The sequence below is a fragment of the Rubrivirga aquatilis genome (genome assembly GCF_046845665.1).
Lineage (GTDB): Bacteria > Bacteroidota > Rhodothermia > Rhodothermales > Rubricoccaceae > Rubrivirga.
In genome coordinates, this window is sequence record NZ_CP177355.1 from 109,327 (window position 1) to 129,476 (window position 20,150).

22 protein-coding genes and 1 pseudogene are annotated in these 20,150 nt (G+C 72.6%); 15 read left to right on the top strand and 8 right to left on the bottom strand.

The genetic code is table 11. The features are described 5' to 3' along the window. Positions 1–33: 33 nt before the first annotated feature. Entirely contained in the window at positions 34–456 is a 423-nt protein-coding gene (locus ACLII4_RS00485; RefSeq protein WP_412068926.1) for a GreA/GreB family elongation factor, read from the bottom strand. Positions 457–649: 193 nt separating this feature from the next. On the opposite strand from ACLII4_RS00485, the gene ACLII4_RS00490 reads away from it, so the two are divergent. Next, positions 650–1,582 (top strand): LysR substrate-binding domain-containing protein, encoded by a 933-nt coding sequence (locus tag ACLII4_RS00490; protein WP_412068927.1) that lies wholly within the window; start codon positions 650–652, stop codon positions 1,580–1,582. A 135-nt stretch (positions 1,583–1,717) separates the two neighbouring features. Here the strand turns inward: ACLII4_RS00490 and ACLII4_RS00495 are convergent, their stop codons facing one another. Both ACLII4_RS00495 and ACLII4_RS00500 read right to left on the bottom strand, forming a co-directional pair. Further along, a complete protein-coding gene (locus tag ACLII4_RS00495; protein ID WP_412068928.1) occupies positions 1,718–2,086 on the bottom strand; it encodes a thermonuclease family protein in 369 nt (122 codons plus the stop codon). A gap of 43 nt (positions 2,087–2,129) precedes the next feature. Beyond that, on the bottom strand, positions 2,130–2,324 hold the full coding sequence (locus ACLII4_RS00500; RefSeq protein WP_412061742.1) for a hypothetical protein: 195 nt from the start codon (positions 2,322–2,324) through the stop codon (positions 2,130–2,132). Between the two features lie 200 nt (positions 2,325–2,524). On the opposite strand from ACLII4_RS00500, the gene ACLII4_RS00505 reads away from it, so the two are divergent. Then, a complete protein-coding gene (locus tag ACLII4_RS00505; protein ID WP_412068929.1) occupies positions 2,525–3,046 on the top strand; it encodes a hypothetical protein in 522 nt (173 codons plus the stop codon). Here ACLII4_RS00505 and ACLII4_RS00510 read toward each other — a convergent pair. Together ACLII4_RS00510 and ACLII4_RS00515 are read right to left on the bottom strand one after the other, a co-directional pair. Beyond that, a pseudogene (locus ACLII4_RS00510) lies at positions 3,043–3,459 on the bottom strand (transposase); the annotation flags it as partial. The gene ACLII4_RS00505 and the pseudogene ACLII4_RS00510 sit on opposite strands and share 4 nt — an antisense overlap. Before the next feature lie 23 nt (positions 3,460–3,482). After that, the gene (locus ACLII4_RS00515) at positions 3,483–3,839 is read right to left on the bottom strand and encodes a transposase (RefSeq protein WP_412068930.1); all 357 of its coding nucleotides are present in this window, start codon (positions 3,837–3,839) and stop codon (positions 3,483–3,485) included. Between the two features lie 164 nt (positions 3,840–4,003). Here ACLII4_RS00515 and thrS point away from each other — a divergent pair, with 164 nt between their 5' ends. Both thrS and ACLII4_RS00525 read left to right on the top strand, forming a co-directional pair. Further along, positions 4,004–6,019 (top strand): threonine--tRNA ligase, encoded by a 2,016-nt coding sequence (thrS, locus tag ACLII4_RS00520; RefSeq protein ID WP_412068931.1) that lies wholly within the window; start codon positions 4,004–4,006, stop codon positions 6,017–6,019. A gap of 69 nt (positions 6,020–6,088) precedes the next feature. Continuing rightward, positions 6,089–7,030: an alpha/beta hydrolase gene (locus ACLII4_RS00525; protein WP_412068932.1), complete on the top strand. Its 942-nt coding sequence runs from the start codon at positions 6,089–6,091 to the stop codon at positions 7,028–7,030. A gap of 43 nt (positions 7,031–7,073) precedes the next feature. On the opposite strand, the gene ACLII4_RS00530 is transcribed toward ACLII4_RS00525, so the two are convergent. From ACLII4_RS00530 to ACLII4_RS00540, 3 genes are all read right to left on the bottom strand, one after another. Then, positions 7,074–7,484 (bottom strand): SufE family protein, encoded by a 411-nt coding sequence (locus tag ACLII4_RS00530; protein WP_412068933.1) that lies wholly within the window; start codon positions 7,482–7,484, stop codon positions 7,074–7,076. A 64-nt stretch (positions 7,485–7,548) separates the two neighbouring features. Continuing rightward, entirely contained in the window at positions 7,549–8,790 is a 1,242-nt protein-coding gene (locus ACLII4_RS00535) for a SufS family cysteine desulfurase (RefSeq protein WP_412068934.1), read from the bottom strand. A 154-nt stretch (positions 8,791–8,944) separates the two neighbouring features. Next, a complete protein-coding gene (locus ACLII4_RS00540) occupies positions 8,945–9,220 on the bottom strand; it encodes a hypothetical protein (protein WP_412068935.1) in 276 nt (91 codons plus the stop codon). A 290-nt stretch (positions 9,221–9,510) separates the two neighbouring features. On the opposite strand from ACLII4_RS00540, the gene infC reads away from it, so the two are divergent. From infC to ACLII4_RS00595, 11 genes are all read left to right on the top strand, one after another. After that, positions 9,511–10,005, top strand: coding sequence for a translation initiation factor IF-3 (infC, locus tag ACLII4_RS00545; protein ID WP_412070580.1), 495 nt, complete (start codon positions 9,511–9,513; stop codon positions 10,003–10,005). Between the two features lie 4 nt (positions 10,006–10,009). Beyond that, positions 10,010–10,210: a DUF4177 domain-containing protein gene (locus ACLII4_RS00550; protein ID WP_412068936.1), complete on the top strand. Its 201-nt coding sequence runs from the start codon at positions 10,010–10,012 to the stop codon at positions 10,208–10,210. 133 nt (positions 10,211–10,343) lie between these two features. Then, the gene (rpmI, locus tag ACLII4_RS00555; protein ID WP_412061733.1) at positions 10,344–10,538 is read left to right on the top strand and encodes a 50S ribosomal protein L35; all 195 of its coding nucleotides are present in this window, start codon (positions 10,344–10,346) and stop codon (positions 10,536–10,538) included. Positions 10,539–10,593: 55 nt separating this feature from the next. Beyond that, complete coding sequence (gene rplT / locus ACLII4_RS00560; protein WP_412068937.1) at positions 10,594–10,941, top strand: 50S ribosomal protein L20; 348 nt, start codon at positions 10,594–10,596, stop codon at positions 10,939–10,941. Between the two features lie 145 nt (positions 10,942–11,086). Further along, on the top strand, positions 11,087–12,133 hold the full coding sequence (gene pheS / locus ACLII4_RS00565; RefSeq protein WP_412068938.1) for a phenylalanine--tRNA ligase subunit alpha: 1,047 nt from the start codon (positions 11,087–11,089) through the stop codon (positions 12,131–12,133). An 80-nt stretch (positions 12,134–12,213) separates the two neighbouring features. Further along, the gene (gene pheT, locus ACLII4_RS00570) at positions 12,214–14,751 is read left to right on the top strand and encodes a phenylalanine--tRNA ligase subunit beta (RefSeq protein ID WP_412068939.1); all 2,538 of its coding nucleotides are present in this window, start codon (positions 12,214–12,216) and stop codon (positions 14,749–14,751) included. A 118-nt stretch (positions 14,752–14,869) separates the two neighbouring features. Further along, complete coding sequence (locus ACLII4_RS00575) at positions 14,870–15,175, top strand: hypothetical protein (RefSeq protein ID WP_412068940.1); 306 nt, start codon at positions 14,870–14,872, stop codon at positions 15,173–15,175. Then, the gene (locus tag ACLII4_RS00580) at positions 15,172–15,477 is read left to right on the top strand and encodes a cell division protein ZapA (protein ID WP_412068941.1); all 306 of its coding nucleotides are present in this window, start codon (positions 15,172–15,174) and stop codon (positions 15,475–15,477) included. The genes ACLII4_RS00575 and ACLII4_RS00580 overlap by 4 nt, the downstream gene beginning before the upstream one ends. A 447-nt stretch (positions 15,478–15,924) precedes the next feature. Further along, complete coding sequence (gene rny / locus ACLII4_RS00585) at positions 15,925–17,655, top strand: ribonuclease Y (RefSeq protein ID WP_412068942.1); 1,731 nt, start codon at positions 15,925–15,927, stop codon at positions 17,653–17,655. A gap of 97 nt (positions 17,656–17,752) precedes the next feature. After that, positions 17,753–18,517, top strand: coding sequence for a helix-turn-helix domain-containing protein (locus ACLII4_RS00590; RefSeq protein WP_412068943.1), 765 nt, complete (start codon positions 17,753–17,755; stop codon positions 18,515–18,517). Positions 18,518–18,585: 68 nt separating this feature from the next. Continuing rightward, positions 18,586–20,100 (top strand): serine hydrolase, encoded by a 1,515-nt coding sequence (locus ACLII4_RS00595; RefSeq protein ID WP_412068944.1) that lies wholly within the window; start codon positions 18,586–18,588, stop codon positions 20,098–20,100. The last annotated feature ends 50 nt before the right edge of the window (positions 20,101–20,150 follow it).

Genomic DNA, 20,150 nt, shown 5'->3' on the forward strand with positions numbered 1-20,150 from the left:
AGGACACCGTGGGACGAGGGGGAGGGCCGGGGCCTAGGCGGTGGCCACATCGGTGACGCCGGCGGCCTCGGGCTGGTAGAGGACCGCCTCGATCCGGAGCCGGACCGTCCCGGCCGGCACCTCGCACGCGACGGTGTCGCCCTCGCGGCGGCCCAGCAGCGCGGCGCCGACCGGCGTGAGCACGGAGATCCGGCCCTTCCGGAGGTCCGAGTGCCCCGGCACGACGAGCGTGAACTCGCGCTCGGCGTCGGTCCCGACGGTGCGGACGCGGACGCGCGAGTTGAGCGTGACGACCGTCGGGGGCACGTCTTCGGAGCGGACGACGGAGGCCTCGCCGAGCCCGATGATGAGGTCGGCGAGGGTCCGGGCCTCGTCGGCCGCCGCGTTCTGCGTGGACAGGATGAGGCCGAGGGTCTCCCGGTCAGGAGTGGTGAGGGTGAGGGGACGCGTGGTCATGGCAGGGGGGGCTCTTCGGCCCGACGCGGGGAACCGGTCAGGGGGACCGACGCGGCGGCGTCCGCCCCCGAGCAGCGGAGACGGGCGGGACGAGAGAGGGGCGGGCAAGGGCCCGGCTACCCGAAGGTTCGGTCCCTGGCTGCCATTAGTCCAATCGCTTGTGCTCATCCACCGATCAGCCGACCTTATCGGCATGACCCTGCTTCAGCTGAGCTACGCCGTCGCCCTCGACCGCGTCGGCCACTTCGGACGGGCCGCCGAGGCGTGCCACGTCACCCAGCCCGCGCTCAGCACGGGGGTCCAGAAGCTCGAGGCCGAGCTCGGCGTGGTCCTGTTCGACCGGACGTCCCACCCCATCGCGCCGACCGAGGTGGGCCGCGCCGTCGTCGCCCAGGCGCGGCACGTGCTCGCCGAGGCCGAGCGGCTGGAGGACCTCGTGAGCGAGGCGACGGGCGAGCTGGCCGGCGAGCTCCGGGTCGGCATCCTGTCGACGCTCGCGCCCTACCTCATCCCCTTGGTGATCGGGCCGTTCGCGCGGCGGTACCCCCGCGTCGAGCTCGTGTTCGAGGAGCTGGTGGCCGGAGCGATCGTCGACCACGTCCGGCGCGACCTGCTCGACGCCGGGCTCGTCGCGACGCCGCCGCCCGCGCGAGGCATCGAGGAGGTCGTGCTCTTCGACGAGCCGCTCGTGGGGTACGTCGCGCCGGGCCACCGGCTCTACGGCCGGCCCGAGCTCGGCGTCGAGGACCTGAGCCCCGACGACGTGTGGCTCATGCGCGAGGGCCACTGCTTCCGGGACCAGGCGCTCGCGCTCCTGGCGCGGGGGTCGGGGGAGCCCGACGCGAAGGCCGTCCAGTTCGAGAGCGACAACCTCGAGACGCTCCAGCGGATCGTGGACCGCGGCTTCGGGATGACGGTGCTGCCGTGGCTGGCGGTGCAGGGCGAGGGGTCGCACGCGCCGGCGTCGGTCCGTCCGTTCCGGTCGCCGCCCCCGACCCGGACGGTCCGGCTGGTGTACGCGACGACGTTGGTGCGGCGCCAGTTGGTGCGGGCGTTCGCGGCCGAGGTGGCGCGGGCCGTGGCGTCGGACCTCCCGCCCGAGTCCGTCCTCCACGCACCGGAGTAGGTCTTGCGGCGGGGTCTGAGGTACTACGCTGGGCGGCCCCACAAGCGGTCCACGTCGTGCAGGTGTTCGGGGAACGCGTGCCTCCTCAGACCGCCCCATGCGTGGAGCGGAGGGCTCAGCCAGGAGATGAGCGACCTAGACCATATAGGAAACCGCGTGGCCCTCGTCGAGGAGGATTTGGTTGACGTGGAGCGCGGTCCCGTCGGGCTGCTCGACGAACACGTCGGCGAGGTAGCGGCCGTACTTGCCGGCCTTCGTCGACTCGATAAAGACCGGCGTGCCGACGGGCGCCAGTTCTAGGAACCGGTCGCGAGCGGCGTACCCGGCCGCCTTGGTCTCCGGGGTGCCGCCCCGGATCTCAGGCGTGTTGAGCCCGAACAGCCGGAAGCTGACGTTCTTGAGCCAGGCCGAGAAGCCGAGGTCGACGTCGGCGCGGAAGGTGTCCCCGTCGTAGACGGAGGCGACGGTGGCGCGGTAGCGGTACTCGGGGTGCACGGACGGCATCAGAGGGCGCACCCCAAGGTAGGCCGCAGGACCTGACCGGCCGCTACATCACGGCGGCGATCTTGCGGCGGATCTCGACGCGCGACTCCCCGGTCCGGTCCTTGATGAGCGAGACCATCTGGCGCAAGCTGCCGCGCGTCTTCTTGAGGCGGTCGTCGTCGAACGTCACGCCGTCCCACATCGCTTTGATGCGGTCGCGGAGGCGGCGCCAGTCGTCGTTCATCTTGGGGGTGGCCATCGGGGCGTGCGCTCTCCAGCGCGGTCATTTCGAGTTGCGGGACAAGGGGTTAACGCGGCGACCCCGCGAGATGTTGCGAACCCGACCGTTAGGTATGGCTCCCACCGCCCTGCCCGAGCCCAGGGTCGCCGGGCCGGGGCCTCCGACTTGCGCGCGGGCTCGCGATGTGTTAAATATTTAGCACATCCCTCCGATCCCCCATGCGCCTCTTGCTCTCCCCGCTCGCGCTCGGCCTCTCGGCCGTCCTCTTCTGGCCCTCGGCCCCCTCCGACCCGTGCGACGTGGCCGGGACGTACGCCCTCGACCGGGCGCCCATCGTCGCCGACGTCGTCGCCTCGATGGAGGCCTCGCTGGCGGAGCTCGGGCCCCGGCCCGACGAGGGCTCGCTGGCGGAGGTCAGCTGGCTCGCTCGGAAGGAGGCGTACCAAGGCGTCCGGGCCGAGGCGCGAGCGGGTGGGATCGTGCCCCACCTGAGGCTCGCGCTCGGCGACGACGGCCGCGCCACGTACCGTGATGAGGACGCCGAGGCCCTCGCAGGCGTCGAGCACGCGGGCCGCTGGCGCACCGACGCCGCCTGCCGCGTCGTGACGATCGACATGGGCGACGACGAGCCGGCGACGGCCCGCATCGAGGGCGACCGCCTGGTCTTCGACACGGGCGGGGATACTGGCCGCCAGCACACCGGGCCCTTCCGCGGCGTCGCCTTCGACCGCGTGCGCTAGGCCGTGTGAGACAATCCGTGCCTGATCCAATCCATCGCCGCCGCCACGTGGAGCGCGCCGAGGTAGCTCTCGGACGTCTTCTCGTAGCGCGTCGCCACAGCCCGCCACTCCTTGAGCCGGCCCCAGAGCTGCTCGACCCGGTGCCGCTCGCGGTAGGCCGCCCGGTCGTACTCGGCGGCTCGGTGCGTCCGGTTCGCGGGCACGACCGGCTCGGCCCCGACGACCCGGATCCCGGCCCGCCACGACGCCGACGAGTAGCCCCGGTCACAGATGACCCGGCCGACGCGACCGAGCCCGACCACGGCGATGAGCAGCGCGTCGGCGACGCGGAGCTCCGAGCGGTGGCCCGGCAGGAGCCGGAAGGCCAGCGCGCGGCCCCGACGGTCGCAGGCGACGACGGCCTTCGTGCCGAACCCGCCCTGGCTCCGGCCGAGCGCTACGTCGACGACCGGGCCGTGCCGACGGGAGCCCCCTTTTTCGCCCCGGCCGCCTTCGGGTGGGCGCGGACGACGGTCCCGTCGAGCATGACAGCGGCGAGGTCCGGGCGGCCTCCGTCGCGGAGCCGTTCGAAGGCCCGGCCCCAGACGCCGGACCACCGCTTGTGGAGTTGGGCGGCCCGCCACCACGGGCCGAACTCGGCCGGGACAGCCCGCCACGGCGGCCCGTTCTTGAGCCGCCAGAGCACGCCCTCGACGGTCGCGCGCTCGTCACGGAAGGGGCGGCCACGTCCGGAGCGGGCGTGGTCGAGGGCCGCCTTCAGCGCGGCCCACTCGTCGTCGGTCAGCATCGGCATGGCGTCGGCGGCAGGGGCCGGGTCAACGCTACGCCGAGCCCATTTGTCTCACACTGCCTAGCGCCTGCCGGCGCAGGCCGGTTCTCGCATCGTTTTCGCCGGTCGCGGACGAGGGCCGTCCGGGCGCGCGGGTAGCTTCCCGGCCGACTCCCGCACGCACTGGAATGCAGATCACCCTCCCCGACGGCTCCGCCCGCACGCTCGACGACGGCGCGACGGGCCGCGACCTGGCCCAGTCCATCTCGTCGGGCCTGGCCCGCGCCGCGCTCGCCGTCGAGGTCGACGGCGAGGTCCGCGACCTCGACCGGCCGCTCCCCGACGGCGCGACCGTCGCCATCCTGACGTGGGACTCCGAGGGCGGCAAGCACGCCTTCTGGCACTCGTCGGCGCACCTGCTCGCGGAGGCACTGGAGGCGCTGTACCCCGGCGTCAAGCTGGGCATCGGGCCGGCCATCGAGACCGGGTTCTACTACGACGTGGACCTCAGCGAGACGGACCACCCGACGCTGTCGTCGGACGACTTCCCGGCCATCGAGAAAAAGATGATCGAGCTGGCGCGGGCGAACAGCACGTTCGAGCGCCGCGACGTGCCGAAGGCCGAGGCCATCGCCCACTTCGAAGAGAAGGGTGACCCGTACAAGCTGGAGCTGCTGGAGGGGCTCGACGACGGCACGATCACGTTCTACACCCAGGGCGGATTCACCGACCTGTGCCGCGGCCCACACATCGCGGCGACCAAGCCAATCAAGGCCGTCAAGGTGATGTCGCTGGCGGGCGCGTACTGGCGCGGCGACGAGAGCCGCCCGCAGCTCACGCGGATCTACGGCGTCAGCTTCCCGAAGGCGTCGATGCTGACGGAGTACCTCGAGCGGCTGGAGCTGGCGAAGCAGCGCGACCACCGCAAGCTGGGCCGGGAGCTCGAGCTGTTCATGTTCAGCGACAAGGTGGGCCCCGGCCTGCCGATGTGGCTTCCCAAGGGCGCTCGGCTGCGCGAGACGCTGATGGACTTCCTCAAGGAGGAGCAGGTGCGGCGCGGCTACGAGCCCGTGGTCACGCCCCACATCGGCCGGCTCGACCTGTTCCGGACCTCCGGCCACTATCCGTACTACTCGGACTCCCAGTTCCCGCCGATGCTGGAGGGCCAGAAGGGCCCGGCGTTGCCGGAGGGCGAGGACCCCGACGCGCGCAGCCACGAGGGCCACGACGACGAGCAGGGGTATCTGCTCAAGCCGATGAACTGCCCGCACCACACCCAGATCTACGACCACAAGCCGCGGAGCTACCGCGACCTCCCGGTCCGGCTGGCGGAGTTCGGGACGGTCTACCGCTACGAGCAGTCGGGCGAGCTCGGCGGGCTCACGCGCGTCCGCGGGTTCACGCAGGATGACGCCCACATTTTCTGCACGCCCGCGCAGGTCAAGGAGGAGTTCAAGAACGTCATCGACCTGACGCTGACCGTGCTCCGTGCCTTGTCGTTCGACGACTTCACGGCCCAGGTCTCGCTCCGCGACCCGGCCAACACCACGAAGTACATCGGCGAGCCGGCCGAGTGGGACGCCGCCGAGCAGGCCATCCGCGAGGCCGCCGCCGAGATGGGCCTGGAGACCGTCGAGGAGGAGGGCGAGGCCGCCTTCTACGGGCCGAAGCTCGACTTCATGGTCAAGGACGCGCTCGGCCGGAGCTGGCAGCTCGGGACGGTCCAGTACGACAACAACCTGCCGGAGCGGTTCGACCTGACGTACATCGACGAAAACGACGACCGCGTCCGGCCGATCATGATCCACCGCGCGCCGTTCGGATCGCTGGAGCGGTTTATCGGCGTGATGCTGGAGCACACGGGCGGCAACCTCCCGCTGTGGCTGGCGCCGGTCCAGGTCAAGCTCCTGCCCATCACCGACGCCCAGAACGACTACGCGGCCGAGGTCGCCGACGGGCTCCGCGAAGCGGGCCTGCGCGTCGAGGTCGACACGCGGTCGGAGAAGGTGGGCCGCAAGATCCGCGACGCCGAGGTCGAGAAGGTCCCGGTGATGCTGGTGATCGGCAAGAACGAGGCCGAGGCCGGGACCGTGAGCGTCCGCCGCCACGGGCTGGGCGACGCGAGCGACCAGGGCGCGCAGGCGCCGGACGCCTTGCGCGAGGCGCTGCTGGCCGAGATCGCGACGAGCCTGGGCCGGGCGTAGCGGCCCCTCCCGCTTCGGGGTGCCCACCGAGGGAGGGCACCCCGCACGGCGTCAGCGGTACGGGGTCCCATGCACCGACTCCTCCCGCTCGCGCTCGCGCTCGTCCTCGCCTTGGCCGCCTGCGGCCCGGCGAAGGCGCTCTTGACCGACGTGTTCTACGACGAAGCCGCCCTCGACCCGTCGCTCGTCCGCGCCGACCTCGCGTACATCGACGACGGCGACGACAAGCACCGGCTCGACTGGTTCGCCCCCGCCCCCGACTCGGCTGGCGCCTCCGGCCCCACGATCCTGTTCGTCCACGGCGGCGGGTGGGTCGAGGGCGACCGGGCCTACACGTTCGGCGGCGAGGACCTCTACGGCAACGTCGGTCGCTTTTTCGCCACGCAGGGCGTCGCCACGGCCGTGACCAGTTACCGCATGATGCCCGGCGCGACGTGGCGCGAGCAGGTGGCGGACGTGGCGGCGGCGCTGGCGTTCGTGCAGCGCGAGACCGCGCGCCTCGGTGGCGACCCGGATGCGGTCGTGCTGATGGGCCACTCGGCCGGCGCCCAACTCGCGGCACACGTCGCCTACGACACCGAGGCTCGCGAGCAGGCCGGGGCGGCGCGTGTCTGCGGGATGGTCTCCGTCAGCGGCGCGGGGATGGACCTGACGGACGCGGCGACGTGGGAGACGACCGGCTTCGACTACTACGCCGAGCGGTTCTCGCCCGAGCGCGAGCCGATCGACGGCCCGCCGGCCGAGCCGTACCCGTGGCAGGTCGAGGCCTCGCCCGCGAGCGACATCGATGCCGGCGATCCGCCGACGCTGCTGATCTACGCCGACGGCGAGGCCGAACTGTTTAAGCTCCAGGTCGACGCGATGGCTCGCGCCCTGCGTGCCGCGGGCGTCCGGCACCGCGCGGCCATCATGCCCGCGATCAACCACGAGGCGGGCGTGTTCAACCTCAGCCGCGACGACCGCGTGGTCGGGCCCGAGACGCTGGCGTTCCTGCGCGGGCTCGACTGCTGACGACTCGGCGGACACGTCCGCGACGCGCCCGAGGCGGGACTGGCTACGACGCCTGGGCCGCCGTTCGGATGGCCCGCTGCATTGCGTCGAGCCCGTTCGCCCGGTTCGGCGAGAGGTGCTCAGCCAGCCCGATCTCGCCGGGAAACCAGAGGTCGGCGCCAGCCGCCTCGGCCGGGTCGAGCCCGTCATAGACGCGGATGAGCAGCGACGCCAGCCCCTTGACGATCTGGCTCTCGGAGTCGGCGCGGACGTGGAAGGCCTCGGCGTCGGCACGGGCGTCGAGCCAAACGCGCGACTGGCAGCCGCGGACGAGCCGGTCGTCGGTCTTGACGTCGTCGGGCAGCGGGTCCATCGCCTCGCCGTGCTCGATGACCTGCTGGAAGCGGAGCATCCAGTCGTCGAGGAACGCGAACTCGTCGACGATCTCCTGCTGGCGGCGGTCGGATTCGGTCATCTCTGCGGAACGGGCGGGGGGTAAACGTGCGACGGGTCAGGCTAAAAAGCGGACGACGACGCACTCAGCCGAACATCGCGGCGACGCGGCCGAGCCCGTCGACGAGCGCATCTACATCCTCGCGCGTGTTGTAGACGGCGAACGAGGCGCGGACGGTGCCCGGCACCGCGAGCCGGTCCATGATGGGCTGAGCGCAGTGCTGGCCGGTGCGGACGGCGATGCCGAGCCGGTCGAGGACGGTGCCCGCGTCGTACGGGTGGACCTCGCCGAGCAGGAACGAGATCGCGCCCGCGCGGCGCTCGGGCGTGCCGACGAACCGGAGCCCGTCGATCACCGCCAGCCGCTCTTCGGCGTACGCCAGCACGTCGTGCTCGTGCGCGGCCACGGCGTCCATCCCGAGATCCCCGAGCCACGCCAGCGCGGTCCCGAGCCCGATGCCGCCCGCCACGTGCGGCGTGCCCGCCTCGAACTTGGCCGGGAGCCCGGCGAACGTCGTCTTCTCGAACGTGACCTGGTCGATCATGTCGCCGCCGCCCTGGTACGGCGGCAGCGTTTCGAGCCAGTCCTCGCGGCCCCACAGCGCGCCGATGCCGGTCGGGCCGAACGCCTTGTGGCCCGAGAACACGAAAAAGTCGGCCCCGAGCGCCTGCACGTCGACGGCGGTGTGCGGGACGGCTTGCGCGCCGTCGACGAGCACCGCCGCGTCCACGGCTCGCGCCGCTGCGATGATCGGGCGGAGGTCGACGACCGTGCCGAGCGCGTTCGACGTGTGCGTCACGGCGACCACCTGGGTCGCCTCGGTGATGATCTCGTCGAGGCCGGACACGTCGAGGTCGCCGGAGTCGAGCGCGGGGATCACGCGCAGCGTCGCGCCGGACCGTTCGCACGCGAGCTGCCACGGGACGATGTTGGCATGGTGCTCCAGCGCGCTGACCACGACCGTGTCGCCCTCGGCCAGCCGCGTCGCGAAGCCATTCGCGACCAGGTTGATGGCCTCGGTCGTGCCCCGGGTAAAGACGATCTCGTGGGCGTGCTCGGCGCCGAGGTGGGCCTGCACGACGCGCCGCGCGGCCTCGTATGCCTCCGTCCCCTCCGCCGACAAGTAGTGCACCCCGCGGTGGACGTTGGCGTTCTCGTGGCCGTAGTACGTCGCCAGCCGGTCGAGCACGACTTGGGGCTTCTGCGTCGTCGCGGCGTTGTCGAGGTAGACGAGCGGGCGGTCGTCGTAGACGGTCCGGCCAAGGATCGGGAACTGGGCGCGGACGGCGGCGACGTCGAGGGCGGCGGTGTCGGTAGGCGTGGTCATGCGGTAATCAACGACGCAGGCCGCGCGTCGGTGCCGGCCCCTCCGGTCTCTGCCCCGATTTGACGTCGGGAGATCGGGGCGTGGTGCGCAGGACGTGGGGCGCGGGCGGAACGGCGGGCACCCCCACGCTCTACGTCCCACGCACGACGCCGCCCTACACCACCCGCGTGCCCGAGGCGACGGGCCGGTCCGGGCGGAGCAGCACGGCGCCGTCCTGCGCGTTGACCGCCGCCAGCACGACGACGCCCCCGTCGCCCGGCACCACGACGACCTGCGTGCCCACGAGGTCGTCGGGCCCGTAGTTCTCCCCGATGTGCGCCAGCGCCGTCTGGCGGACGCCGCCCACGTCGATCGACAGGTGCAGCGCGTCGCCTTCCATGGCGGCCTCGGCGACGGTCCCGACCCGGAGGTCGACGGTGGTAAAGTCCATCGGAAAGGGCGGTGGGCGGGGGGCCAAGCTAGCCCGGCCCGGGAGGCCCCGACGCGCGAATGGGCCCGCCTCTACGTTCAGAGAAGGCCCCGACCCGCCGATATTCATCGGGGAACCGGGCGATTCCCTACGTTTTCGCCGGTTCCGCCCGAACAACCGGGCCCCGCGCGGCGTATCTCCTACACCCCGCGCGTCAGTCGCGCACCCGCTTCCAACCACCCGAGAGGTCCACCATAGCCCGACGCAGATCCCGTCGCCCGCAGCCGGCTCGCCGCGAGCCCGACGTCAACATCAACGAGCACATTCGCGCCTCCCAGGTCCGCGTCGTCATGGACGGCGACGGCCAGAAGGGGGTCATGCCCACCGAAGAGGCCCTCGACCTTGCCCGCAGCATGGGCATGGACTTGGTCGAGATCTCCGCGACGTCGGACCCGCCCGTGACGAAGATCATGGACTACGGGAAGTTCCGGTACGAGCAGCAGAAGAAGGCCAAGGAGCAGCGCAAAAAGCAGGCGCACCAGGGCGAGCTCAAGGAAGTCCGCTTCCGCCCCCGCACCGACGACCACGACTACGACTTCAAGCTCAAGCATGCGCGCGAGTTCTTGACCAAGGGCAACAAGGTCAAGGCGTGGGTCCAGTTCCGTGGCCGCGACATCATCTACAAGGACCAGGGGCTCGACATGCTCGAGCGGTTCACGGAGGACCTCGCGGACATCGCTAAGGTGGACCAGGCGCCGATCATGGAAGGCCGTCGCATGACGACGATGCTGACCCCGGTGAAGTAGACCGGTGACGGAGTACCGCGTCGAGGCTCGGGCCTTCTACTCGAAGCCGAGCCTCGACAAGAACCACGGCGCCGAGGCCTCCCAGGAGGAGGTGCAGGCGCTGCGGGACACGTACACCGCCGCCGGCTGGCGGCTCGCGTCGACCGACGCGGCCTCGTTCGGGGCGGCGGTGTACGTCTACCTGCACGTCGAGCGCGAGGTCTAGGACCGCGCCAACACTCTGCGAAGAGCGCCCGGGCCGGTGGTCGCCGCCCAGGGTGGCCTCTAGCTTCCGGGTTCGTTCCGCCCGCTGCGCATTCGCGGCGGGCGGCCTTGTCCGGACCCTCCCCGAGAGACCGATGCCGAAGATGAAGTCGAACAGCGGCGCCAAGAAGCGCTTCACGCTGACCGGGACGGGTCGCGTCAAGCGTCACAAGGCGTTTACGAGCCACATCCTGACCAAGAAGTCGCCGAAGCGCAAGCGGAATCTCCGCGACGCCACGCTGGTCACGGCTGCCGACGAGCCCCGCATGAAGCGGCTGCTCGGCAAGTAACGAGGCCTGACGCCTCGACCGCCCCTCCTCCCTCACCCTCACCCACGGATCAAAGATGCCCCGAGCTCGAAATCTCGTGGCCTCCCGTCGCCGTCGCCGCAAGGTTCTTGCACAAGCGAAAGGTTACTGGGGCCGCCGTGGCAACGTCTACACCGTTGCCAAGCACTCCGTCGAAAAGGGGATGCAGTATGCCTACCGGGATCGCCGCGCTCGCAAGCGGCAGTTCCGGCGGCTCTGGATCGCCCGAATCAATGCTGCCGCCCGTCAGAACGGGACCACGTACTCGCGTCTGATCGCCGCCCTCTCAAAGGCCGGTGTCCCGCTGAACCGGAAGGTCCTCGCGGACCTCGCGGTCCACGACAAGGCCGCCTTTACCGCCGTGGTCGAGCTGGCCGCGGCGTAAGCCCCGGACCCGTTCGACCACGCGACTCCCGCTCGGCCCCGGCCCGGCGGGAGTCTCTGTTTGTAGCGAGTGGGTCGTCGAGCGTGGGTTCGCCCGCGCCGACGCCGCTCGCCGGAGGCCCCACGCCCCACGCCCCACGCCCACGATGCCCTCCCTCGACTCCGCGATCGCCGCCGTCCAGGCCGAGATCGACGCGCTCCCGATCACCGACGCCGAGACGGCCGAGGCGTATCGGGTCCGGTTCCTCGGCCGGAAGTCCGGCGCGATCACCGACCTGTTCGCCCAGATCGGGACCGTCCCCGGCGACCAGCGCCGCGCGGTCGGCCAGCGGCTCAACGAGCTCAAGCAGGCCGCTCAGTCGCGCCTCGACGCCGCGCTGGCCGGACTGGCGGGCGAGACGGAGGCCGGGGCGACCGACCTCGACCTGACGCTGCCGGGCCGCGTGCCCGCGCCCGTCGGCCGGGGCAGCCTGCACGTGCTGACCCAGACGCTCACCGACATCCAGGACATCTTCCGGTCGTTCGGCTTCGCCGTCGCGCGCGGGCCCGAGATCGAGGACGACTGGCACAACTTCTCGGCGCTCAACTTCCCGCCCGACCACCCGGCGCGGGACATGCAGGACACGTTCTTCCTGGAGCCGCCCGCGCCCGAGGGCCGCGGCGTGCTGCTGCGCACGCACACATCGCCCGTCCAGGTCCGCGTGATGGAGCACCAGGCCCCGCCGATCCGCGTGATCGCGCCCGGCCGCGTCTTCCGCAACGAGGCCATCACGTACAAGAGCTACTGCCTTTTCCACCAGGTCGAGGGGCTCGTGGTCGACGAGACCGCCAGCTTCGCCGACCTCAAGGCGCTGCTGATGGCGTTCGGGAAGGCCTTCTTCGGCGCCTCCGACGGCCCGGCGCGCGAGGCGCGCATGCGCTTCCGGCCCAACTTCTTCCCCTTTACCGAGCCCTCGGCCGAGGTCGACGTGTGGTGGGCGGATGAGTCGATGCCCGGCGGCGGGCGCTGGATGGAGATCCTGGGCTCCGGCATGGTCGACCCGAACGTGCTCACGAACGTCGGCATCGACGCCGAGCGCTACACGGGCTACGCCTTCGGGATGGGCGTCGAGCGGCTGGCGATGCTCCGCCACGGCATCGACGACATCCGGCTCCTGTACGAGAACGACGTCCGCTTCCTCCAGCAGTTCTAAGAGGGATCGAGGGATGGGGGATGCGGCATGGGCAGAGTCCCCGCATCCCTCCATGCCTCCTCCCGCATGCCTCTCTCGCCATGAACGTCTCCCTCAACTGGCTCTCCGACTACGTCGCGCACGGGCTCGACGCCGACGCGCTCGCCGAGCGCCTGACCATGTCCGGCCTCGAGGTCGAGGGCGTCGAGTCGACCGCCCCGCCGCTCGACGGCGTCGTCGTCGGGCACGTCGTCTCGGTCCGCCCGCACCCGAACGCCGACCGCTTGCGAATCTGCGAGGTCGACCTGGGCGAGGGCGACCCGGTCCAGATCGTGTGCGGCGCGCCGAACGTCGCCGACGGTCAGCGCGTGCCGGTCGCGACCGTCGGGACGGAGCTGCTGCTGCCGTCACGCGAGGACCCGGCCGAGCGCCAGCCGGTGGTCATCAAGAAGGGCAAGATCCGCGGCGAGGTCTCCTTCGGGATGATCTGCGCCGAGGACGAGCTCGGGCTCGGCGACGGCCACGACGGGATCCTGGTGCTGCCCGAGGACGCGACCGTCGGCCAGCCGGTTGCCGACCACCTCCGCCAGCGCGACGCGCTCCCCGGCGACGCCGTGCTCGACGTGTCGATCACCCCGAACCGGCCCGACGCGACAAGTCACCTCGGCGTCGCCCGCGACGTGGCCGCGCTCTTGGATCTCCCCCTCGCGCCGCCGACGGCCGCGATCCCCGAGGTCGGCGGCAACGTGGATTCGCTCGTGTCGGTGACGATCGAAGACCCCGAGGCGTGCCCCCGTTTCGTCGGGATGGCGGTGCGCGGCGTGACCGTCGGCCCGTCGCCGGAGTGGATGCAGGAGCGCCTGCGCGCGGTCGGCCTACGGCCGATCTCGAACGTGGTCGACGTGACCAACTTCGTGATGTTGGAGACCGGCCAGCCGCTCCACGCCTACGACTTGGCGAAGCTCGCGGAGTCGCGCGTCGTCGTCCGCCGCTCGCCCGGCGGCGAGACGTTCACGACGCTCGACGGCGTCGAGCGCACGCTGGCGAAGGGGACCGTCATGGTGGCCGACGGCGCCGGGTATGTCGGCATCGCGGGCGTGATGGGCGGGCTCGACAGCGAGGTGAGCGACGCCACGACCGACGTGTTCATCGAGGGCGCGTACTGGGACCCGGCCTCGATCCGCCGCGCCTCCAAGGCGCTCGGCCTGCAGACCGACGCCAGCTACCGCTTCGAGCGCGGCGCCGACCCGACGGGCCAGCCGCTCGCCGTCGCGCGCGCCGCCGAGCTGATCGCCGAGACCGCCGGCGGCACGATCGTCGACGGCCGGATCGACGCCCATCCCCTCCCCTACGAGCCGCGGACCGTCACGCTCCGCCCCTCGCGCGTGGCGCGCGTGCTGGGCATGGAGGTCCCGCGCGACGAGATCGTGCGGCTGCTCACCGCCATCGGGTTCGAGATCGCCGACGACGCGGACGCGCTCGACGCCTTCGCCGAGGCCGTGCAGTCCGGCGGTGTCGGCGCGGGCGTGCAGGCGGCCGACGACACGCTCACGGTCACCGTCCCGCCCTTCCGCCCGGACGTCGAGCGCGAGGTCGACGTGGTCGAGGAGGTCGCCCGGCTGTGGGGCTACGACCGGCTGCCCGTGCCCGACGCCACGCCGGTCCCGCTCGTCCCGGCCGGCGACACGCCCGACGCCCGCCTGCTCGACCGGACGCGCGGGCGGCTCGCGGCGCTCGGCTTCCGCGAGATCACCACCAACTCGCTGCTCCCGAAGGCGACCGCCGCGTCCTTCGCCGACGCGGACTGGACCGGCCGCACCGGCGACGCCGTCGAGACGCTCAACCCGATCTCGCAGGAGATGGCCGCGCTCCGGCCGTCGCTGCTGCCCGGCCTGCTGGCGGTCGCCAGCTACAACCAGGCGCGTGGGGCCGGGGCGCTGCGGCTGTTCGAGGCCGGCCACGTGTACCGGACGTCCGACGCGGCCGACGGCGCCGTCTCGGGCTACCACGAGCACACCTCGCTCGTCGTGGGGATGAGCGGGAGCGCGCCCGCGTCGTGGGAGGGCCCGGCCCACCCGCTCGACGTGTACGACCTCAAGGGCGTCGTGGCCGACCTGCTGGCGGACCTCGGGCTCGATGCCCTCACCGAGACCCCGCACCCGGCGCCCCAGGCGCTGACAGCCTACGCGCTCGACCTCGCCGTCGGCGACACCTGGATTGGCCGCTTGGGGCTCGTCGCCGACTCGGTGGCCGACGCCGCCGACTTGGTGGAGCCGCTCTACGTAGCCGAGCTGGACTGGGACGCAGTCGCCGCGCTCGCCACCCGCGACCAGCCGGCGCGGTACGTCCCCATCTCGCGCTTCCCGACCGTCGAGCGCGACCTGGCGCTCTTGGTCCCCGAGGCGCAAGCCGCCGGGCCTCTTCTCAACACGATCCGCAGCGCTGGCAAGCCGCTCTTGCACGATGTCCGCGTGTTCGACGTGTACCGGGGCGAGGGCGTCGGCGAGGGGCAGAAGAGCCTGGCCGTCGCCCTCCGCTTCGGCGCCGACAAGACACTGCGTGACAAGGAAGTCGACGGCCGCGTCCGCCGCATCGTCGGGGCGCTGGAGGCCAAGCACGGGGCGACGCTGCGGTCCTGATCCGCAGCGCGCTCAGACGACCCGGAAACGATCGGCCGTCGCCGGGCCCCACGGTGGGTTCTCTCGGGGATACCCCCGGGGAGTTCATGTCTATCTTGAACCTCCCCAACGCCCTGCTATGGAGCCCATCGACCGCCCTGAGGACGAGCCGGCCCGGGCCGATGTCCGGCCCGAGTGGCGATCGCTGAGCGTGCTCCGCGACCGCGTCGAGGCGGCCGTGCGTGAGATCGGGCGGCTCCGCTCCGAGAACGCGGCGCTGGCGAAGCGGCTCATCGAACTCCAGGACGTCCGCGACGCCGCCCCCTCGTTCGCCTTCGGCGACGGCGAGGACCCCGAGGCCCTGCGCACGCGCGTCGAGGGCTTTCTGACGCTCGTCGACGGCCTGCTGGAAGCGACGCCTGAGGACTCCGAGGGCACGTCATGAGCGACCCCGTCTCCGTCCGCGTCCGGATCCTGGACCGGGACTACCCGCTCCGGGTGGCGCCCGGCGACGAGGACTACACGGTCCACCTCGCCGCCCGCGTCGACGAGCGGCTCCGGCGGCTGCGCAGCCAACTCCCCTCCCAGCCTGACATGACGCACGCCGTGCTGGTGGCGCTGGAGCTGGCGGAGGAGCTGTACGCGGCCCGGGCCGAGACCGACCGCTTGCGCGCGCGCCTCGAGATCGAGTCGCAGGGCCTGGCGGACCGGATCGAGCGGGCGCTGGCGGGCGACGCCGAGGAGTAAAGCGGGAGGGCCGTGGGGTGAAGAGATGCGCCCCTCCGAGCCTCTGCCCATCGCTCTCCGGGGGAATTCGCCGTCTCTCGCGGAACGTCGTGCGGGTCGGGGCGATATTGGGGACGCGCGGCACGGGCCTCGGTCCGTCCGCGCCCACCGGCTTGCAGCCACCGCATGGGAACCTGAACAGCGTTTACCGCGGGGGTCCTGTTTCGGATCTGACCATCAGGCCGCACCCCGCCTTCGGGCGGGGCCTCGGGGTTCGCCCCGGGCCGCGGAAGGCGAGAGGGTCCAAGGGGCTCCCACATTGTCAGACGAGCAAGGTTCTCGTCCAAGCGCTGTGGGCTGGTGTCTCTGTCCGACCGGGTCGGCGCGGCGGGATTCCGTCGCGGCCGGCCGGTCACCTGCGCGAGCGCCCCGGGGACGTCCCCGGGGCGCTCGCCTCCCGTTTTCCCCATGGACCCACTCGCCCTCGTAGCCCTCGCGACCGCCCTGGCCCTCGTCGTAGGGTTCATGGCCGGGAGAGCCGTCCGGGGCGGGACCGCCGCTGCCCGCCTCGATGAGGCGGCCGCCCGAGCGGAGCGGGCCGCCGGGCACGCCGAGACCGAGGCCGAGCGGCACCGCGCCCAGGCCGAGGCCGCCCGCGCTGAGTTGGCGACGGCCCGCGAGGAGGTCGCCGCCGCCCGCGACGAGGTCCGCCGGCGCCGCGCCCGCATCGACGCCCGCGTGGTCGACGTGAAGGCCAAGACGGCCGCCGCGCGTGCCAAGCTCGAGGCCTCTCGGGCCCGCGTCGACGCCCGGACGCAGCACCTCGACGCCCGCGAAGCGACCCTCGACGCCGCCGCCGACGCCTTCGACGCGCTCGCCGCCGCCGCCGAGCGCCGCCGAGAAGAGGCCGACACCTTGCGCGAGCAGGTCCAGACGCTGGCCGCCGCCGCCGGGCGCCGCCAGCAGGAGGTCGCCGAGCGCGAGCGCGAGGCCGAGGCCCTGCGCACCCGCCTCGACGCCGACGCCGACCGGCTGGATGCGCTCATCGAAGAGCACGTTGGGAAGCTGGAGCAGGTGGCCGGGATGTCGCGTGACGAGGCGCGGGAGGCGCTCGTGGCCGAGATCACACGCGCGGCCAAGCTGGAGGCCGCCGGCGCGGTCAAGGAGGCGCGCGAGAAGGCCCGCGCGACCGCCCAGCGCGACGCCACCCGGACCATCCTGAAATCCATCCAACGGATCGCCGCCACGGCCACCATCGAACACACCGTCTCGACGGTCGCGCTGGCGTCGGACGACATGAAGGGCCGCGTCATCGGGCGCGAGGGCCGCAACATCCGGGCGTTCGAGGCCGCGACGGGCGTCGAGGTCATCGTCGACGACACGCCGGACGCCGTGCTGGTGTCGGGCTTCGACCCCGTCCGCCGCGAGGTCGCGCGGCTGTCCCTCGTCCGGCTGCTGGAAGACGGCCGCATTCACCCGGCGCGGATCGAGGAGATCGTCGCGGAGACGAAGGCGGAAATTGACGCCGAGATCGTCGCGACGGGCGAGCAGGCCGCGCTGGACTTACAGGTCAACGGCCTCCACCCCGAGCTGGTCCGGCTCGTCGGCCGAATGAAGTACCGCGCCAGCTACGGCCAGAACCTGCTCCACCACTCCATCGAGACGGCCAAGCTGGCGTCGCTGATGGCGGCCGAGCTGGGCCTGGACGCCCGCAAGGCGCGCCGCGCCGGCCTGCTCCACGACATCGGCAAAGTCATCGAGGGCGACCTCGAACAGCCGCACGCGATTGCCGGGATGGAGTTGGCGCGGCGCTACAACGAGCACCCCGACGTGGCCAACGCCATCGGCGCACACCACGACGAGGTCCCGATGGCGACGCCCATCGCCCCGCTCGTGCAGGCGGCGGACGCCGCAAGCGGCGCGCGGCCCGGTGCCCGGCGCGAGTCGCTGGAACGCTACGTGCAGCGGTTGCAGAAGCTGGAGCGGCTGGCGTCCGAGTTCGACGGCGTCGAGCAGGCGTACGCCATCCAGGCCGGCCGCGAGGTCCGCGTCGTCGTCGACACCGACCGCGTCACCGACGCGATCGCGGAGTCGCTGGCGCGCGACATCTCGCAGCGCGTCGAGCGAGAGCTGGAGTACCCGGGCCAGATCACAGTGACGGTCATCCGCGAGGTCCGGGCCGTCGCCGTGGCGAAATAGCGAGGCCGGTCTCGGCGCGGGGGGGCGGGAACTGCCCACCGACGGGCCGCAACCTCGCCGGGGAGGCCCCGTCGGAAGGCCGTCGCGCTCCGCCTCCATGCTCCCTCCGATCCGGCCCTCGTTCATCCTCACCGACCTCGTCGGCGGCGCCCGCGTTGCGGATTGTGTCTACCCGGCCGGTTTCCGCTACCCGCCACACGTCGACGGGCGCGCTCGGATCAGCGTGGTGCTGCGGGGCGGCCTCCGCGAGGAGACCCGGCGGGGCGACGAGACGGCCACCGCGTCGAGCGTCGTGGTCAAGCCCGCCGACGCGCGGCACCAGAACCTGTTCGGGCCCGTGGGCGCCCGCCTCCTCTCGGTCGACCTCGCCCCGGCCCACCTCGACGGCGCCCTCGGCGGCTGGCGGTGGCTCCACGCGGGGCCTACGGCGGCAGCGGCGCTGAGGCTGGCGCGGGCGGTCCACGAGCGCCCCGAGGAGGCGGCCGACGACCTGTGGGCGCTGCTCGCGGCCGTCCTCCCGCCCCCCTCGCGCGAGCCGACGGCCGTCGCGCCGTGGCTGGCCCAGGCGCGCGAGCGGATGGACGACGAGCCGACCGCGGCCCCGTCGGTCGCCGCCCTCGCCGCCGACGCCGACGTCCACCCGGTGTCGCTGGCGCGGGCGTTCCGCCGCGCCTTCGGCGTGGCCCCGACGACGTACCGCCGCCGCCTCCGCGTGCGCGTCGCGGCCGACCTGCTGGCATCGACCGACGCGCCGGCGGCCCACGTCGCGCTCGACGCGGGGTTCGCCGACCAGAGCCACCTCTGCCGCGAGCTCCGCGCCGAGCTCGGGCTGACGCCGGGCCAGCTCCGCGCCCTGGCGTAGGGTTCGATCCGTTCAAGACCGGGCGCCGGGCGCCGCCCTACCCTGCGGGCCCGCTTCCCCCGGATCCTATGCGCGCCCTCCTCGCCGCCACCCTCTTCGCCCTCGCCGTGCCCTCCGCCTGCGCCCAGGACACGGCCGCCTTTGCCGACGCCACCGACGCGTTCGTCGCCGAGACGCTCGACCGGTTCGGGACGGTGCCCGGCCTGGCCGTCGCCGTCGTCCGCGACGGCGAGACGGTCTACGCCCGCGGCTTCGGCCACGCCGACCGCGAGGCACAGCTCGAGGCCACGCCCGACACGCCGTTCTACATCGCCTCGGCCACCAAGCCGTTCACGGCCCTGCTGGCGGCGCTCCTCGACCACGAGGGCACGCTCGCGCTCGACGCCACGCTCGCCGACCTCTTCCCGGACGTCGCCTTCGACTCGGCCATCGAGGCCGACGCCGTGACCGTCCGCCACCTCCTCTCGCACACGGCGGGCATCGACAACGGGCCGCTCGCGTTCCGGGCGGCGTTCACCGGCCAGCACACGCCGACCGAGATGCGGCGCCTGCTCGCGGGGACGGCCGTCGAGGAGGGCTCGCCACGCGGGACCTTCGACTACACGAACGTCGGCTACAACGTCCTCAGCCTGCGACTCGACGAGATCGCGCCGTGGCAGGAGCAGCTCGCCGCGCGCGTGTTCGAGCCCCTCGGGATGTCGCGCACGACGGCAGTCGCCTCCGAGGCGGAGGGCGGGGCCGTCCCGTACGCCGTCCACCCCACGCGCGGCGCCGAGCGGATCGCGCTCGTCAAGCACGACGACACGATGCAGGCGGCTGGCGGGATGATGGCGAGCGCCAACGACCTGGCGCGGTGGCTCGCGGTCCACCTCGACGGGGGGCGCCTCGATGGCCGACAGATCGTCCCCGCCGACGTCATCGCCGAGGTGCACCGGCCGGTCGCGGTGGGCCGGGGCGAGAGCTACGGCGCGCTCGACCGCGACGGCTACGCGCTCGGCTGGCACACCGGCACCTACGACGGCGACCGGTTGCTTCACCACCTCGGCGGGTTCGCAGGCTTCCACGCCCACACCTCGTTCATGCCCGAGCGCGGGGTCGGCGTCGTCGTCCTCGCGAACGAGGCCGGCACGGGCGGCCGGCTGGCGACCTTGTTCGCGACGACGATCTACGACTGGTGGGCCGCTGCGCCCGACGCGCGCGACACGGTGATGGCCGACGCTCGCGACGCCGCCGACGCCCTCTACGACGGCTTCCAAGGCGCCATGGCCCGCGCCCGCGCCGACCTCGATCAGCGCGCCGCGCGGACGTGGCAGCTCTCGCTCCCCGCCGAGGCCTATGCCGGGACGTTCGCCCACCCCGACTACGGGACGATGGTCGTCGAGGCGCCCCTGGCCGACGCCGCCCGGCTGGCGGTCCAGTTCGGGCGGCTCCACGCCGTCGCGACGCCGTTCACCCAGCCGGAGACGATTCGGGTCGAGCTGATCCCCGAGAGCGGGCAGACTATCCAGTTCGTCCTCGACGGCGACCGCGTCCGGTCCCTGGTGTGGAACGGGCTCCCGTTCGAGCGGTCCCGCGATTCATAGACCGACCGGGGCCGACGCCGCGTGCTGTCACCTTTCCCCGCGATCCGCCG

What these genes read in the sequence shown, in the direction of transcription:
- ACLII4_RS00485 (WP_412068926.1), bottom strand. Translation starts at nt 456, where the DNA reads ATGACCACGCGTCCCCTCACCCTCACCACTCCTGACCGGGAGACCCTC.
- ACLII4_RS00490 (WP_412068927.1), top strand. Translation starts at nt 650, where the DNA reads ATGACCCTGCTTCAGCTGAGCTACGCCGTCGCCCTCGACCGCGTCGGC.
- ACLII4_RS00495 (WP_412068928.1), bottom strand. Translation starts at nt 2,086, where the DNA reads ATGCCGTCCGTGCACCCCGAGTACCGCTACCGCGCCACCGTCGCCTCC.
- ACLII4_RS00500 (WP_412061742.1), bottom strand. Translation starts at nt 2,324, where the DNA reads ATGGCCACCCCCAAGATGAACGACGACTGGCGCCGCCTCCGCGACCGC.
- ACLII4_RS00505 (WP_412068929.1), top strand. Translation starts at nt 2,525, where the DNA reads ATGCGCCTCTTGCTCTCCCCGCTCGCGCTCGGCCTCTCGGCCGTCCTC.
- ACLII4_RS00515 (WP_412068930.1), bottom strand. Translation starts at nt 3,839, where the DNA reads ATGCCGATGCTGACCGACGACGAGTGGGCCGCGCTGAAGGCGGCCCTC.
- thrS (WP_412068931.1), top strand. Translation starts at nt 4,004, where the DNA reads ATGCAGATCACCCTCCCCGACGGCTCCGCCCGCACGCTCGACGACGGC.
- ACLII4_RS00525 (WP_412068932.1), top strand. Translation starts at nt 6,089, where the DNA reads ATGCACCGACTCCTCCCGCTCGCGCTCGCGCTCGTCCTCGCCTTGGCC.
- ACLII4_RS00530 (WP_412068933.1), bottom strand. Translation starts at nt 7,484, where the DNA reads ATGACCGAATCCGACCGCCGCCAGCAGGAGATCGTCGACGAGTTCGCG.
- ACLII4_RS00535 (WP_412068934.1), bottom strand. Translation starts at nt 8,790, where the DNA reads ATGACCACGCCTACCGACACCGCCGCCCTCGACGTCGCCGCCGTCCGC.
- ACLII4_RS00540 (WP_412068935.1), bottom strand. Translation starts at nt 9,220, where the DNA reads ATGGACTTTACCACCGTCGACCTCCGGGTCGGGACCGTCGCCGAGGCC.
- rpmI (WP_412061733.1), top strand. Translation starts at nt 10,344, where the DNA reads ATGCCGAAGATGAAGTCGAACAGCGGCGCCAAGAAGCGCTTCACGCTG.
- rplT (WP_412068937.1), top strand. Translation starts at nt 10,594, where the DNA reads ATGCCCCGAGCTCGAAATCTCGTGGCCTCCCGTCGCCGTCGCCGCAAG.
- pheS (WP_412068938.1), top strand. Translation starts at nt 11,087, where the DNA reads ATGCCCTCCCTCGACTCCGCGATCGCCGCCGTCCAGGCCGAGATCGAC.
- pheT (WP_412068939.1), top strand. Translation starts at nt 12,214, where the DNA reads ATGAACGTCTCCCTCAACTGGCTCTCCGACTACGTCGCGCACGGGCTC.
- ACLII4_RS00575 (WP_412068940.1), top strand. Translation starts at nt 14,870, where the DNA reads ATGGAGCCCATCGACCGCCCTGAGGACGAGCCGGCCCGGGCCGATGTC.
- ACLII4_RS00580 (WP_412068941.1), top strand. Translation starts at nt 15,172, where the DNA reads ATGAGCGACCCCGTCTCCGTCCGCGTCCGGATCCTGGACCGGGACTAC.
- rny (WP_412068942.1), top strand. Translation starts at nt 15,925, where the DNA reads ATGGACCCACTCGCCCTCGTAGCCCTCGCGACCGCCCTGGCCCTCGTC.
- ACLII4_RS00590 (WP_412068943.1), top strand. Translation starts at nt 17,753, where the DNA reads ATGCTCCCTCCGATCCGGCCCTCGTTCATCCTCACCGACCTCGTCGGC.
- ACLII4_RS00595 (WP_412068944.1), top strand. Translation starts at nt 18,586, where the DNA reads ATGCGCGCCCTCCTCGCCGCCACCCTCTTCGCCCTCGCCGTGCCCTCC.